This is a genomic window from Bacillus sp. FSL M8-0350 (assembly GCF_038593345.1).
GTDB classification, from domain to species: domain Bacteria; phylum Bacillota; class Bacilli; order Bacillales; family Bacillaceae; genus Bacillus; species Bacillus safensis.
In genome coordinates, this window is record NZ_CP151985.1 from 2509703 (window position 1) to 2525217 (window position 15515).

17 protein-coding genes and 1 pseudogene are annotated in these 15515 nt (G+C 39.5%); 2 read left to right on the top strand and 16 right to left on the bottom strand.

Going from position 1 to position 15515, the window contains the following annotated elements; genetic code table 11:
* Window positions 1-112: 112 nt before the first annotated feature.
* The 6 genes from NSS80_RS13185 to NSS80_RS13210 all read right to left on the bottom strand — a co-directional run bounded on the left by NSS80_RS13185 (window position 113) and on the right by NSS80_RS13210 (window position 6785).
* The gene (locus tag NSS80_RS13185; protein WP_041118075.1) at window positions 113-1234 is read right to left on the bottom strand and encodes an ABC transporter permease; all 1122 of its coding nucleotides are present in this window, start codon (window positions 1232-1234) and stop codon (window positions 113-115) included.
* Window positions 1227-2393: an ABC transporter permease gene (locus NSS80_RS13190; RefSeq protein WP_041118077.1), complete on the bottom strand. Its 1167-nt coding sequence runs from the start codon at window positions 2391-2393 to the stop codon at window positions 1227-1229. The genes NSS80_RS13185 and NSS80_RS13190 overlap by 8 nt, the downstream gene beginning before the upstream one ends.
* Before the next feature lie 19 nt (window positions 2394-2412).
* A complete protein-coding gene (locus NSS80_RS13195) occupies window positions 2413-3357 on the bottom strand; it encodes an ABC transporter ATP-binding protein (protein WP_041118079.1) in 945 nt (314 codons plus the stop codon).
* Window positions 3358-3681: 324 nt separating this feature from the next.
* The gene (locus tag NSS80_RS13200) at window positions 3682-4455 is read right to left on the bottom strand and encodes a class I SAM-dependent methyltransferase (RefSeq protein ID WP_041118081.1); all 774 of its coding nucleotides are present in this window, start codon (window positions 4453-4455) and stop codon (window positions 3682-3684) included.
* A 98-nt stretch (window positions 4456-4553) separates the two neighbouring features.
* A complete protein-coding gene (gene fdhA / locus NSS80_RS13205; RefSeq protein WP_041118083.1) occupies window positions 4554-5768 on the bottom strand; it encodes a formaldehyde dehydrogenase, glutathione-independent in 1215 nt (404 codons plus the stop codon).
* Between the two features lie 414 nt (window positions 5769-6182).
* Entirely contained in the window at window positions 6183-6785 is a 603-nt protein-coding gene (locus NSS80_RS13210) for a class I SAM-dependent methyltransferase (protein ID WP_034279979.1), read from the bottom strand.
* Window positions 6786-7105: 320 nt separating this feature from the next.
* On the opposite strand from NSS80_RS13210, the pseudogene NSS80_RS13215 reads away from it, so the two are divergent.
* A pseudogene (locus NSS80_RS13215) lies at window positions 7106-7180 on the top strand (YjcZ family sporulation protein); the annotation flags it as partial.
* Between the two features lie 43 nt (window positions 7181-7223).
* Here the strand turns inward: NSS80_RS13215 and NSS80_RS13220 are convergent.
* The 7 genes from NSS80_RS13220 to NSS80_RS13250 all read right to left on the bottom strand — a co-directional run bounded on the left by NSS80_RS13220 (window position 7224) and on the right by NSS80_RS13250 (window position 11903).
* Window positions 7224-7379 carry a hypothetical protein gene (locus NSS80_RS13220; RefSeq protein ID WP_223251019.1) on the bottom strand — a complete coding sequence of 52 codons (156 nt, stop codon included), beginning with the start codon at window positions 7377-7379 and terminating at the stop codon, window positions 7224-7226.
* 165 nt (window positions 7380-7544) lie between these two features.
* Window positions 7545-7679, bottom strand: coding sequence for a YrzI family small protein (locus tag NSS80_RS13225; protein WP_065214597.1), 135 nt, complete (start codon window positions 7677-7679; stop codon window positions 7545-7547).
* A gap of 448 nt (window positions 7680-8127) precedes the next feature.
* Entirely contained in the window at window positions 8128-8358 is a 231-nt protein-coding gene (locus NSS80_RS13230; RefSeq protein ID WP_034279976.1) for a YrhC family protein, read from the bottom strand.
* A 72-nt stretch (window positions 8359-8430) separates the two neighbouring features.
* A complete protein-coding gene (locus NSS80_RS13235; RefSeq protein WP_041118085.1) occupies window positions 8431-9579 on the bottom strand; it encodes a bifunctional cystathionine gamma-lyase/homocysteine desulfhydrase in 1149 nt (382 codons plus the stop codon).
* A 1-nt stretch (window position 9580) separates the two neighbouring features.
* Window positions 9581-10504 carry a cysteine synthase family protein gene (locus NSS80_RS13240; protein ID WP_041118087.1) on the bottom strand — a complete coding sequence of 308 codons (924 nt, stop codon included), beginning with the start codon at window positions 10502-10504 and terminating at the stop codon, window positions 9581-9583.
* Window positions 10505-10550: 46 nt separating this feature from the next.
* Entirely contained in the window at window positions 10551-11246 is a 696-nt protein-coding gene (gene mtnN / locus NSS80_RS13245; protein WP_024423101.1) for a 5'-methylthioadenosine/S-adenosylhomocysteine nucleosidase, read from the bottom strand.
* A gap of 15 nt (window positions 11247-11261) precedes the next feature.
* Entirely contained in the window at window positions 11262-11903 is a 642-nt protein-coding gene (locus tag NSS80_RS13250) for a class I SAM-dependent methyltransferase (protein WP_024423102.1), read from the bottom strand.
* A 186-nt stretch (window positions 11904-12089) separates the two neighbouring features.
* Between NSS80_RS13250 and NSS80_RS13255 the strand changes: the two genes are divergently transcribed.
* Entirely contained in the window at window positions 12090-12293 is a 204-nt protein-coding gene (locus tag NSS80_RS13255) for a YrzA family protein (protein ID WP_024423103.1), read from the top strand.
* A 37-nt stretch (window positions 12294-12330) separates the two neighbouring features.
* On the opposite strand, the gene NSS80_RS13260 is transcribed toward NSS80_RS13255, so the two are convergent.
* From NSS80_RS13260 to greA, 3 genes are all read right to left on the bottom strand, one after another.
* Complete coding sequence (locus NSS80_RS13260) at window positions 12331-12996, bottom strand: YrrS family protein (protein ID WP_025092411.1); 666 nt, start codon at window positions 12994-12996, stop codon at window positions 12331-12333.
* A gap of 67 nt (window positions 12997-13063) precedes the next feature.
* Window positions 13064-14806, bottom strand: coding sequence for a penicillin-binding protein 2 (locus NSS80_RS13265; RefSeq protein WP_034279959.1), 1743 nt, complete (start codon window positions 14804-14806; stop codon window positions 13064-13066).
* A 50-nt stretch (window positions 14807-14856) separates the two neighbouring features.
* Window positions 14857-15330, bottom strand: coding sequence for a transcription elongation factor GreA (greA, locus tag NSS80_RS13270; protein ID WP_008358505.1), 474 nt, complete (start codon window positions 15328-15330; stop codon window positions 14857-14859).
* Window positions 15331-15515: the final 185 nt, after the last annotated feature.

Here is a 15515-nt window from a genome sequence, read left to right on the forward strand (position 1 = left end):
ATGTTGTCGTCTATCATATCATTTTGAGGAGTACGCATGAATAAAAAACCCTCTATCGCAATTGAGAGCCATAGAGGGTTTTTAAAAACTAAAATGAAACGAAGAAAAGTGATTAATAGGATCTAATATTTTTCAAACCAATCACCATAAAAACAATCGTAAAAGCTGCTAAAACTGTTATGTCTAATAATAAGATTGATTGGTTGACCGTACCACTCATGATCTCACCAAAACCAGACATCATCCACGTTTGCGGTATAGCCAAAGAGACCTTCTTCATAATGTCTGGAACGATATCTAAAGGCCAATAAATACCACCCAGCATACACGATCCTACGATAACAATTGCACTAAATACTTCAGATTGCTTTTTTGTATGAGATAAGGTGGCAATCATAAAACCTAAACTCACGACTAGCCCTATAACAAATGATCCAAACACTAGAATATGAATTACGTTGCCTAAGTACACATGAAAGAACACAGATAGGACAGTCAAAAGAACACCCAGTTGTATCCATCCAAGGAGGAAATAAGCCACTAAATAGCCCAGAAGCACATATATTTTATGAATTGGACTCGAAAGCAATCTTTGCCATGTATAATCTTTATATTCCAAATGAATAGATGACACAGAGCTTGAAATCGCAAACATCATAAACATAATGGTAAAGCCAAGCGGTATTAAATTTGGTTGCTGGCTTGCTTGATCATCTTGATTTTTTTCAATCAATAAAATGGTGCCAGATTCATTTAACTTGTTCAATGCATTAGAGAGAGAAACACTTTTCTGCTCTTTCACACCCTGATTGATTTGATAAATGATGGTAGCTGTCTCTTTTAAATAAGGAGATAAGACTGCATATTCTTCAGTTTTCTTATAAACTGTCACATCAAAAATTTCTTTATTTTCTTTTAGATGGGACTTTAATTGGTTTGCGACTTTCACAGACGCCACTACCTTTTCTTCAGATACTAAATCTTTTGCGTCTCTTTCAGTCGCCTTTACCCAGAGAAATTTGGTGTTTTTTTCGAGAATTTGAAAAATTTCTTGATCCAGTTTCCCTTGACTAGGCTCTAGAATAAAAGCAACTGTAGGTTTCTTTGAATCAGATGCGGTACTGCCAAAGATAAAACTAAATACGATTGGCATAACAAATAAAAAAATGAGGGTCAATGGGGACTTTAATGTTTCTTTTAACTTTAACGTTATAATGGCTAATATTTTATGCATAACGATGCTTCCTTTCAAAAGACATTCTTAATAAAGCAATGATGAAGAAAGCTAGTCCCATCCCACAGCTAAGTAATAATCCGCTTTGAATTTCACTAAAATCAGCACCTGCCATACTTTTCAAAAACATTTGAAGTGCAAGAGAATTAGGTAAAAAATAGCTGATATCAATTACCCATTGCGGGAATAAGTATAAGGGCACCATACTCCCACCTAAAGCAGCTAACACTTGAGTTCCTAAAATCCCCACACTGTTAAACGTTTTTTCTCTATTGATAAAAGAACCAATCAGCACCCCGAAACCCGCAGCATTTAATATAAAACTACATCCGATCATAACAACAGTAAAAGGCTCTCCCCAGTTCACCTTAAAGACAAAACTAGTAAATAAAATAATGACCGCAAGTTGAATCATACTCATCAAAACAATACCTAATAACTTCCCAACGATGTAACTAGTATTGCTTAATTTTGATACAATCAGCCTTTTATAAACATCTTCCTCTTTTTCCTCTATCATACTTCCAACCAGAAAAACAACAGTCATTAATAAAAAAAGCACACTCATCCCGCCTGCGTAGTATTGGAAGGATGTAATCGGATGGCTGTTGATATGAATATTTCTCTCGTTCACCAGGTCTTTTTTCAGTTGATCAGACACGATCTCCACTTCTTTACCTTGATTCAGCGGCACCAGAATACGATTCATATGATAATTTTGAAAGAATTGCAAAACCACATTTTCCAGAACCATTTCCTGTAAGTTTGAATTAGGTCCTTTCAAAATATTCAATTGCACATGATCATGATTCAATAGGCTTTTTTCAAAATTCGGCTTGATGATTATCCCCATTGTAATGTCTCTACTATTTAAATCTTTCTCTAGCTGATTTTTCGAGGTGACCTTCACATCAAATATGTCACTTAGTTCACTCTTAGACACTGTTGAAAGAAACATTTTACTTGTAGCGGACTTATCTTGATCTGTTATTCCTACTCGAAATGAATTGATCCTGATTTCACTATCTTTCTGCATGTTATCTCCAAATGCTGCACCTAAAATAGCAATTAATATGATAGGCATAAAAAAAAGTGTAAAAAAGCTTTTCTTATCCCTAAAAAACAATAATAGATCTTTCAGTACAACCCAAATGCTCATATGCTCACCTCCAGACAGCCTAATCCCTCAATTTTTTACTAGTTAAATATAAAAAAACATTTTCTAAGTTTGGTTCTACGATTTCTGCTGAAATAATTTGAACATTTAATGCAGTCACACCTTGAATGAGACGACTTAATAGCTGCTGAGGATGTTGATCAAATATTTTAATTTGATTTCCATGAATCACGATTTCCTTTAACGGATCTTCATCATTTATGTATTGGCAAACACGATCTATTTCGCTCTGTCCATGTTCACGTTTAATAGTAAAAATAATTTCCCTTTGATTGCCGACAAGCTCACTTAATTCATGTTGATCCCCCATTGCAATGATGGATCCGTGGTCCAAAATAGCCATTCTTTCACATAAATATTCGACTTCTTCCATGTAATGACTAGTATATATAATTGTCATCCCTTCATTATTTAACATTTTTACTGTTTCTAGTATGTGATTTCTTGATTGTGGATCTATACCTACAGTCGGTTCATCCATGATTAATAGTTTCGGTTGATGCAAAATCGAGCATCCGATATTCACTCTTCTTTTCATTCCTCCAGAGAATACTTTCACTTTGTCATTTGCTCTATCTTCAAGACCAATTAACTGAAGTGTTTCTTGTACTCTGCTTTTTAACTCCTTTCCTTTGAGTCCGTACATTCTCCCCCAAAATATTAAATTTTCTTTTGCTGTCAAATGTAAATATAACGCGATCTCTTGCGGGACAATACCAATCATTTGCTGTGCTCTCTTTGTTTCTTTGTTTAAATCTAAACCTTCAATCGTTACAGAGCCGCTAGTTGCTCGGATAAGCCCTGTCAAGATGCCAATTAATGTGGATTTGCCAGCACTATTCGGTCCCAATAGACCAAATGATTCTCCTTTTTTTAAGTGAAAGGTTACCCCTTTTAATACCTGCTGATTCTCATAATTTTTCTTAATGTCATGTACTTTTAGCAACCTATCTCTCTCCTCTATTCTGTCTATCGTTCTCTCACATAAGATCCCTTATAATAAATATCATCCAATCAAATCTTAATATATAGTAAAAAAATCTACTAAAGACGTATATTTCCAATCTTTTCATTTTAACATGTTACGGAATGCAGGAGAATAGTACAGGCTTTTTTAAATCTTGAAAACAAAAAACTTACAAGGTGTTCTTGTAAGTTTTTTAATCAATTTATGCGGATCAAATACATTTTCGGTCATATTACAGCACAGGAGTGTCACCCTTCACAAATGTTTGAGTCTGTTTTTTCCAGCAAAGTTTAATCAACATTTTTATTCTTTCCTGAAAAGAGCAATCCAGTCATCCACCTCTATTGATTCTATCTGATCCTCTGTCATGTTCAATCTATAATATTGCTTTATTTTCTCGTTAGCATCTAACATGTATTTTGTAACGATCTCTTCTTCCTTTAAAGTTTTCGTTGTTCGCTTGACCCATTCTTGAAAAGGGTAACGTTTTTTTCGTTCCATTGATCTTACTTCTTTTATTCCCTCTTTATAAAACAATTCCCGCCATTGTTCTGTAGATAGACAGGACACATGACTTGGGTCTCTCAATCTTTCCAGCTCATTGATAAATAGTGCAAGCTCTTCATCATTTGGCGAAACATTATCAATAAAGAAAAACAGACCATTTGGCTTTAATACGCGAGATGCCTCTTTGGCAAACTGTTGAGGGTGCGGGAAATGGTGTGCTGCAATTCGGCATGTGACCACATCAAATGTGCCATCTAAAAAAGGAAGGCTTTCTGCATCCGCTACTACATAAAAAATTTGGGGATACGCTTTTAAATGAAGTGATGTATGAGAAAGCATCTCTTTCGTTAAATCCGTCGCAAATACTTGATTCACATATGGAGCCAATGCTTTTGCGGTATGCCCGCCACCAGTTGCTATATCGAGGACGATCCAGCTTTCTTTTGGAGCTGTCCATTCAACGATTAGATCCAGGTCTGCTCCCTTTGCATGAGTTTGACTCGTCACATACTTTTCTGCATTTCTCCCAAATTGTTCTACAACCCTTCTTTTGGCTTGATCTGAATTCATCTAATTCCTCCCCTTTGAAATGGATTTGTATAGTCTATGTGATTTTCCACAATAAAGAGCCGTCCCATTTTATTGAGCGGCTCCTTTCATGTTAAAAATTATCGAGAAAGCATCCCGTGCGGGTCAATGACAAATTTCTTCGCCACACCCGAATCAAAGTCACTATATCCTTTAGGGGCTTGATCAAGGTCAATGACGGTCGCATTGACGGCTTTAGCGATCTGTGCTCTGCCGCTTAAAATGGATTTCATTAGACTGCGATGATATTGCATAACAGGGGTTTGACCTGTCACAAAGGTATGAGCTTTCGCCCAGCCAAGTCCAATTCGCACTTTCAGAGAACCGACTTTTGCATCGGCATCCACTGCTCCTGGATCTTCTGTGACATAAAGCCCTGGAATTCCAAGCTTGCCGCCAACTTTGGTAATATCCATAATCGTATTTAAAACAGTTGCTGGTGCTTCTCCCTGGTCTCCATGACCTGAAGCTTCAAAGCCGACACAATCGACGGCACAATCAACTTCTGGCTCCCCTAAAATATTCGTGATTTGTTCGCCGATTCGATCATGTTTTCGTAGATTGATCGTCTCACAGCCGAAGCTTCTTGCCTGTTCCAGTCTTTGCTCATTCAGATCTCCAACAATCACAGCAGATGCGCCAAGAAGCTGAGCCGAATGTGCTGCTGCAAGACCTACCGGCCCAGCACCTGCAATATATACGGTCGAACCAGGCTTTACTCCAGCCGTATAAGCACCATGAAAACCTGTCGGGAAAATATCGGAAAGCATCGTGAGATCAAGTATTTTTTCCATCGCTTGATCTTTGTCTGGAAATTTGAGCAGCTGAAAATCTGCATATGGAACCATGACATACTCGGATTGGCCGCCAACCCATCCGCCCATATCTACATATCCATAGGCAGAGCCTGGGCGGTCCGGGTTTACATTTAAGCACACATGGGTTTTTTGTTCCTTACACATGACGCAGCGTCCGCAGGCAATATTAAACGGAACGGACACGAGGTCCCCTTTTTGAATAAACTCCACATCTCGCCCAACTTCCACGACTTCACCTGTAATTTCATGACCAAGGACAAGCCCTTCAGGTGCAGTCGTACGCCCTCTCACCATGTGCTGATCACTTCCGCAAATATTCGTCGTCACTACTTTTAAAATGACGCCATGCTCACATTTACGCCCCACATTGGCTTTAGGTACACCCGGGCCGTCTTTTAAGACCAAATCAGGGTATTCAATATCCTCAACTGCTACTTTTCCTGCTCCTTTATAAACGACACCTTTGTTTCCCGACATGATTTCATTCCTCCCTTTTGTTTAAAAATGAAGTCTCTACAATTTTCTCTATTTCTTAAGCAATTTCCTTCTTCAAACAGCACATTATGTGAAAAAGAAGGAGGCACATGTCTATGTGAGAAAGAAAAATGTGTCTTCCAGCGAAATAAAAAAGAAAATATTGAAAAAAAAGCTAAACTTTTGCAGAACGGTGTCGATATAAGAAATAAGCCAGACAGGTATCCTTAATCGACAAACAAATTCCTTATATATACTATCATTCCTTACACACCTGGCTGGCGCCTATATCACATACAAAAGGCTCTTCATAAGAAGAGCCTTTTTTTATTTTTACATTCGATTGCAGGCAAAGGGGCTCCTCTGACAAAGAGCCTCTTTTTTGAGTGCTTGTTCATTACCTGGGAAATATTTTCATCATTTTAAGGCTTTGATACAAATGTATGTATCATAGTGATAAACCGAGACTTCTCTAAAGTGATATGCTGAAAACAGGCGGCTGATCTCTTCTTCACTGTACGATGAAAAAGATGTTGACCGTTTTTGTTCGTTGATCAGCTCCTGCTTTTGGAAGGATAAAAATACTTCTCCATCCACTTGAAGGACGCGGTACACTTCCTTCATGACTTGCTCAATATCCTTCAAGTAATAGATCGTCTGCACCGTAAATAATTTATTGAATGATCTGTCTTCAAAAGGTAATTGCTCAGCCTTACCAAGCGTAATAACGGCTTTGTCCTGTTCCGCAAGCTTCTTATGTTTTCTTTTTGCATATTTAATCATATGACGAGAGGCATCCACTCCATATACTTTTCCGCGGTCAAGTTTTTCAGCTACCTTTGATAAGGTGATGCCTCTTCCAGTCCCAATTTCTAAAATTCGGTCATTTTCTTGTATATTTAAGAGTTGAAGCGTCCATTCATTGATATTATGATGATTTTTTTCCATATAGCGGGCAACCCATTTTGAGAACAAGCCTTTTGGTTCCCTCATTTGTTTTCCAATCCAGCTTTGAATCAATGTTAACACCTGCTTTTCACCAGTAAATAAACTATTTACAAATTTTCTTACTTTTCATATCGGCTCTCACCTAACAAAAATTAAGACCTAGTCCTAATTTATTTGTCTTTTATAAGACGCTCCTTTTCAGAAAATGTTTCGCAGAAAGTGAAAATTATTTTTTAACCTGAATAGGCGTTTTCATTATTTGTGCTCAGATTGATTTCGTTTTCTGCATGAGCTGCATAATTTATAAATGTATCTTGATTAGATAAAGGTGGTGCTAGATTATGGGCTTTGGCGGTTATTCTGGAGGCTACTGCGGTGGCTACGGTGGCGGTTTTGCAGGCGGATTCGCATTGCTTGTTGTACTGTTCATTTTGTTGATCATCATTGGTGCAAGCTGGATTTGCTAACGTAAAAGGAGCAGGAAACGTCATGGTTTCCTGCTCCTTTTCTTTAATACCAATAAGTCCGGTACTGATACATATAACGTCTGAGCATTTCCTCTTGCTCTCTTTGCATGCGGTATGGATTGCCGTATCCGTGCTTTAAGGAATGCGGAATAGATGCATACCCGTGCCCCACAGACGGAAATCTCATATATGGTGACATCGACATTCATTGATCACCTCACAATCACCTTTTACGGTATCATATGTGCAGGTGATCAATGTGGAGCGTGTCTAAACCTGGTCCTTCTCCATCGTATAACAATCAAGCATGGCAAGCATCATAAACATGTCTATCTCCTCCTTTTCACATTTTTCATTTCCTGTTTTAGTTCATATACTTTAGTTGTTTCTGTTTCATTTCTTCATAAATTGTTTCGACTTCTTGTTCGTAAAGTACGGTCTCAATGTCCTTGTATTTCCGCTTAATCGTCAAAGTAATAAAAAATAAATGGATTGTCATATACGCTCACCTCCCTTCAGTTCGCAGCACGCGAAATAGCCCGCAGATCTTCTTTATCAGTTGACCTGCGGGCACACAAAAATGCAGATCAAAAGACAGTGTCTTCCAACCTGCAATGGATGATACGTGTGAAATCCTCGTTTACTTAAACAGTTTTGAAGCGTGCACCGTATAAGGCAAAGGAAGGACACGAACTCTTCCACAGGCTGATGACATGATGAAATTGTTGGTTGAATTGATCACAAGTAGATACGAATAACATATTCTTCAGCCTCCTTTACGTTTTTTTAAATTACTTTGTAAGTATATCCAGCAAGCACCATTTTGTAAACCTGTTTTTAGTCATATAGGTGATTTTTGTGTTTTTGACTAAATTTCTACAGTTATTCTTGTCCGATTATCCAATACAATAAAAAAAGCCTCCTCAGGCAAATGAGGAGGTTTCGAATTAATCTTCATCTAATTCTTGCAGTTTCTTTTGAAAGAAAATCGCACGTTTAACACAAACAAAAGCTGCTAATAAGAAAACACAATCTATTCCCATCATCAGCATTTTTGGAGATGCTTCGATGTGCTGGTTCGGTAAGATCGTACCAATATATAAAAAGGTGCTGACAGCAAGCAAAATAAAAGCGTACTGCTTGTAATCTGTCACTAAATCACTCCACTTTTTCTTCACTTGTTTCACCTTCCAGTTATCAATGTCTATTCATAGCTTAACATAGTGAGAGAAAGCGAGGAGCATGTAAATCTATCCATTCGCCAGTGCGCTTAGTCCTTGCTTGATATCATGTAGTAAATCATCCACATCTTCAATTCCGACGGAAATACGAATTAAACCATCTGTGATGCCAAGCTCCTCCCGGCGGTCTTTTGGAATGGACGCATGGGTCATCCGGGCAGGGACAGAAATTAAGCTTTCAACCGCTCCAAGGCTTTCTGCGATTGTAAACAGCTTAAGCTGGCTTAAAAATACATCGACATGTTCTTCTTTTCCAATATCAAAAGAGATCATGCCGCCGAAGCCGGATGCTTGTGTTTTCGCAAGTTCATGTCCAGGGTGAGTATCGAGACCTGGATAATAAACACGTGTGACGGCTGCATGTTGTTCTAAAAACTCAGCGATTTTCTGTGCATTTTGTTGATGTGCTTCCATTCTTAGTCCAAGCGTTTTCATCCCTCTCATGAGAAGCCATGAATCCTGCGGTCCAAGAATTCCGCCTGTCGAGTTTTGAACAAAGTGCAGTTCTTCTCCAAGTTCTTTTGTCGCTGTGACGACAAGCCCGCCTACAACATCACTATGGCCGCCTAAATATTTAGTCGCACTGTGCAAGACAATGTCTGCGCCATATTCAATCGGCTTTTGGAAATACGGTGTGAAAAATGTATTGTCGACAATCATCAAGATGTTGGCTTCTTTTGTCAATTCGCTGATGGCTTTTAGATCCGTCATTTTGAGTAAAGGATTGGTTGGTGATTCAATGTAAACGGCTTTTGTTTCAGGTAAAATGGCTTTTTTCACTGCTTCAGGATCACTTGTGTCAACAAAGGTTGCAGTAATGCCAATGCGGTTTAGCACCTTTGTGATGACGCGGTAGGTTCCGCCGTACACGTCATCTGTCAGCACAATATGATCTCCGCTGTTAAACAGCATCATCACAGCCGTAATGGCTGCCATCCCTGAACCAAATGCGTAGCCGCTTGCTCCTCCTTCAAGATCACGAATGACTGTTTCCAGGGCAGTTCTTGTTGGATTTGCTGTTCTGGAGTATTCATACCCCGTATGTTCGCCTGCTTTCGGCTGCTTATAAGTACTTACTTGGTAAATCGGCACAGACACAGCGCCTGTTCTTTCATCACCCGTTGTTCCGCTGTGAATCATCATTGTTTTTGGTTTCATGCTATTTTCCTCCCTCATAAATTCCTTTACTTAAATATCGCTCACTGCTGTCAGGAAAAATGGTGACAATGACTGTCCCAGGTGCTGCTTTCTTTGCTTCCTCTAAAGCGGCATATAAAGCGGAACCAGAAGAGCTGCCGATGAGAATACCTTCTTTTTCAGCTGCTTCTTTCACCATTTGAAACGCATCATCATCACTGACAGTGTAAATCTCATCAAATAAAGCCTGCTCCATATAATCTGGGATAAATTCAAGGCCAATTCCTTCCGTTCTATGCGGACCCGGGTCCCCTCCATTTAAAATTGATCCTTCAGGCTCCACAACCACTGTTTTTAACGACTGATTCTGCTCTTTAAAATAGGCGGCACAACCTTGAAAAGTTCCGCCAGATCCTGCTCCCGCCACGAATACATCGATATTCCCTTTTAAGTCGGACCATAATTCGGGACCGAGCGTTCTGTAGTAAGTCAATGGATTTACTTGGTTTTTAAATTGTAAAACACAATAGGCATTGTCAAGGCTTGCCTCTAATTCAAGGGCTCGATCAATCGCACCTTTCATGCCTTCTTTTCTCGGCGTATGAATAATCTCTGCACCGAGCGCCTTCATCAGTTGTTGTTTTTCTTGACTAAAATGTTCTGGTACACAAAAAATGGTCTGCAATTGATGCTTTCTTGCACTTAGGGCAAGCCCAATTCCTGTGTTTCCAGCAGTTGCTTCAATAATAGTTCCGCCTGGACGCAGTTTGCCAGATGCTAATGCTTCTCTGATGAGCATGTCACCTAAACGATCCTTAATACTTCCACCTGGATTCATCATCTCAAGCTTTGCATACACCTCAACGCCTTCTGGGACGCCAATCCCTGACAGCTTTAAAAGCGGTGTGCGGCCAATTAATTCAGTAATATCCTTTATGACAGCCATATGATTCCCTTCCTTTGCATGGAAAAGAAGGGGGAAACCCCTTCTTTTATTGTGTTTGCTTTATCATACGCAAGACAAGGTCGGTTGAGTGAATCGCTGCTTGCTCAAGGAATTGATCAAAGGAGATGTTGGATTCTTTCCCTGCTATATCTGATAGCGCACGAACGACAACAAATGGCGTACCAAAGAGCTGGCAGACCTGTGCAACGGCTGCGGCTTCCATTTCCACCGCATATAGCTCTGGAAACTTCTCTCTCACAAACGCTACACGATCCGGATCATTCATAAACGAATCTCCTGTTGCAATCGTTCCTTTTGCCACTTGAATATGATCAATTTCTAAAGCAGATTCTTCTGCCAGCTTCACAAGCTTTTCATCTGCAATGAAAGCAGCTGGAAGTCCCGGCACTTGTCCATATTCGTAATCAAAGATGGTCACATCTACATCATGATGTCTCACATCAGTAGAGATGACAATATCACCTACATTTAATGAGTGGTGAAAACCGCCAGCAGATCCTGTATTGATCACATAATCTGGCTGAAAGCGGTCAAGCAGTAATGTTGTGCTGACCGCTGCATTTACTTTTCCAATCCCTGATTTTAATAAAATCACTTCTTTATCTTCATAAACACCTGTTGTAAATTCACACCCAGCGATGTTTTCTTGTGTAGCATTTTTTAGTTGATCTCTTAAAATCGTCACTTCTTCTTCCATTGCACCTATAACTGCGATTTTCAAATCAAAAACATCCTTTCATTCCCTTTTCTTCGCTTCTACGATCCAAACAAAATCATTCATTTGATGAAAGGACGTGCTAAAACCTTCTTCTTCAAAGATTTGCTTTAACACATCAATGGATGGATAATATTCCGTTTCTAAATCCTCTGCAAGCTGATCGAACCCTGCGGCTCTCGCTTTGTCGATCTGAGCTTGATGTGCTGCTTGATTTTGAAACATTGTATCAGCAAAAACTATTTTACCATCTGAGTGAAGGATGTTGCTATAGGTGTGAATGGCTTGTTTTTTTTCTTCATCCGTTAAATGGTGGAATGCATATGAACTGACGATCGTATCTGGCTCAAAAGGCGGCGCTGGAAATGATAAAAAATCCCCATCATGAAATAGATCTGGCAGTCCTTTTTGAAGAGCCGCTTTCTTCATGGCATCTGATGGTTCAACACCAAACACGTTTTTATCAGCTGCAAGGAGCAGCGCTGTTAGATTCCCCGTACCGCTTCCAAACTCAAGAACATTTTGGCCTGAAAGGCGGACAATCTCTTTTAAAATAGCCGGATACCGGCGAAACACTTCTTTATACTGCTCGTCATGACCACTTACCGTGTCGTCATAAGAGTCAGCCCAATGATCAAATAAAGAAAGAAATTCACGTCCCATTTTCTTTCCCTCCACTTTATCTATTTATTCCTATGCGTATAGTATGTTTTATTCCGTCGAACAGTTCCTATCCTACCACAACTTCTGTTTCTTTCCTACTAAAAAATACTGGGAGAGACAGAAAAACATTTGCCCTTCTGAAGGAGAGAGATTAAGATGAATGAAGAGTATAGAGAGGTGAATCAAATGGATTTTCAGCTGGATTTTTTAAAGGATAAAATAGAATTTTTTGAAGCAACATCTTTAAAAGAACTTGAACAAAAGATCCAAAAACAAATTGAACATAATCAGGCGATTCTGCTGACTGTTCATTCTGTCAGTCATCAAACGACTGTGATCGATGAGCGGATTTTGTATACAGCAGTTGTTCATTTTAAAGCAAATGTTTAAACAAAAAAGATAGCAGATCTGCTATCTTTTTTCGTGTTTATCTTAATTTTTCAACCTTCACAGGTTTCCAGCCTTTTTCATCTACCCACGTAATTTCCACGCGGTAGCGTTCACCTGTTGATTTATCACGGATGGTTCCTTTTGCATCTTGAGGACCTCCGTTATTTCCTAACCAAAGAACGGTCATTTGATCTTCTGAAATTCCTGTCGCATAGGACATGGCTTTGATCATTTCTTTCCAGTCTTTTGAGCTGGAATCATAGGTTGCTGTATGTGAACCGGATTGCTCTGTTCCTACAGGCTCCCAGTCATCATTTTCGTATGTTTTGTCTACATCACTCGTTTTGCCGCCATCTGTTTCTTTGGCGTCTTTTAACGCATCTTTATTAGGTTTTTCTTCATCATCTGTCTTCTTCGTTTCGTCGTCTTGATCAGATGAATCATCTTTTTTTGCATCTGAATCATCGGATGTGTCTTTCTTTGGATCTTTCACATCTTCTTGTGAGTTTTGTTTATTTTCACTTGTTGCAGGTGCCGTTTTTGATGGCGCATCCGCTACATCAGGATCTTTCGGCTTATTAAAAATTAACAAACTCGATGCGACAACCAAAATAAGCACCACAACGATACCAATTAATATGTTAAGCACCATATTTGCCTTTCTGCGCTTATCACGATGTTCAAATCGAGAATTTCTACTCAAAATCTCTGCACTCCTTTGCCTCTGTTCCCTAAGTCGTTACTATTCTAACATGTCATGAAGGGATGTTCTATGTCTGTTTCTTTTCAATTTCATTGACCTTTTTTACAATATCATAAAACGCATCATTTGTCTTAGCCCGGCCACTTGTCTCATCAAGGTGAACAACAACAAGGGCGTATTTTGGTTTTTCTACCGGAAAGTATCCAGCAAACCACTTATGATAAAGCGGATTCCCCTTTTTGTCTTGACTGCCGGTTTGGGCAGTACCTGATTTTCCCGCTACATCGTATGGCAAATCTTGAAACCTTCTTCCGGTTCCCTTGTCAGAGGTCACCACCTGCCTTAAGAATTTTTGCAGCTTTTGAGCTGTATAGCGGTCTATGCTGCCCCCTTCAGGCCGTTTGTTTTGAAAGGACAGCATCGTTGTTCCGTTTTGATACAGCACTTTTTCTGCGATTTTCACTTCTTTTCGTTCTCCTCCTCTTGCGATCGCAGCCATCATATTCGCGATTTGCAGAGGTGTCGTTTTCACATTTTTTTGTCCTATTGCGGTTTGTGCAATGGCTTTTTTGACATGCTTGTCTCTTTTATCTCCCCACACACTGCCTGTTTCTTCACGATCAAACTGTTTGAAGTGCTGCTTATGATAGACATCCCCTTCCCAGCCAGCTCGATCTATGAGTCCAAGCTTTGCAGCCGTCTTTTCAATGATTTGATCATCTGTTTGAATGAGCTTTTCAGCAAGTGCCGCAAAGGTATAATTGCAGCTCTGCGAGAAACTGTCCGTCAGATTCAGCACTTCCTGTTTTCCTTCAGGCTCTCCATATAAATTCTTTCGACAGTCATACATGGTTTGTGGCTGGTCAAGGTTTTTTTCGATTGCTGCGGCAAGTACAGCTGTTTTAAAGACAGAGCCTGGAGCAATCGCTGTCAGCATGTAATTTCTTGCCTCATGCCGGTTTTTGCTTGTGACATTTGGGGTACTTGCCATTGCCAGTACACTGCTGCTTTCAATGTCGAGCAGAACGGCACCGCCTTTTTCAACGCCTTGGTCTTTGAGCACCTTCTCCATTTCAGCCTGCATGTCTTCATCTATCGTTGTCTGTACCTGAAGTGGATAAAAGGAATGAGCTTCTGCTGTATATTTGACGTCCATACCGAACAAAGGGTTTCCCCTTCCGTCCACATGATATAACAATTTTGTGTCTTGTTCGGGTAATAGAAATTCGTCAAAGGTGCTTTCCAGCCCAAATGTGCCGATTTCAGTACGTATGGAAAGCTCTTTTTTGTCAGGATAACGCTTTCTGAGTAGTTCTGGATTTTCGCTTGTGAAACCTAATGTGTGGAGGGCAAGTCTTTTTTTGTCCTTCTCTTTCATATATACGCCGTACACACCTGAATATTTCATATCATTGATGTCTTTCAGTTTTTTTTTCGTGATGTCATCTTTTAAAATGAGAGGTTTTTTCGTTTCTGTTAACTGTTTTTTGAGTTCATCCTCTTCCATCTCAAGAATAGAGGCGGTTTGCTGTAAGCGTGGAAGATCATATTGCAGGAAAGGAAATAAGATAACCGCAGGCTGTTCTTTTGTAAGAAGTGCTTGGCCGTTTCGATCTAAAAACTCACCGCGACCGTCTGAAATAACGACTTCTTCTGTTCGCTGTTTAACACTTTCTTGTATTAAATTGATATCAAGCTTTGAAAACGATTCTGTGAAGAACAGCTGAATTTCTGCCAGTCTCATCAGAAGACCGAGCAATAGTATAAAAATAATCGCACCTGTCCATTGAATTCTTCTTTTTTTGCGCATAAAAACACCTCGTCCCTATTGTGGACGAGGTGTTTACCTGATAAACGTGATTATGAAATTTTTACAATTTGGACGAACATTTCTCCGCCAGGTGTTTGAACGGTTACTTTGTCATCTACTTGTTTACCTAAAAGGCTTTTTGCAATAGGTGAATCGTTTGAAATCTTGCCTTCGAACGGATCAGCTTCTGCACTTCCAACAATTGTGTAAGACTCTTCTTCCCCGTCTGGTAATTCAACGAATGTCACCGTTTTACCAAGTGAAACCACATTTGAGTTTCCTTCATCTTCGATAATTTTAGCATTACGAATCATATTATCAAGCGTTGTAATACGGCCTTCTACAAACGCCTGCTCTTCTTTAGCAGAATCATATTCCGAGTTTTCAGAGAGGTCTCCAAAACTTCTAGCGATTTTAATACGCTCTACAACCTCTTTACGTTTAACCGTTTTCAAATATTCAAGCTCTTCTTCTAATTTACGTTTTCCTTCTTCTGTCATTGGAAATACTTTCTCTTGTGCCATGAATCATTCACTCCTTCTATTAATCCTCATCATACAAACTTTCTGCACGTGAGTGACGACTGAAATATACAAGAATGAGGACATGTTCAGGCCCTCATTCCTTCTGTACCATATTCGTAAAAGTCCATCTTACATGGCGTCCCTTTTAGATGCAACTATTATGCCTTTTATTAGACAGGACCACT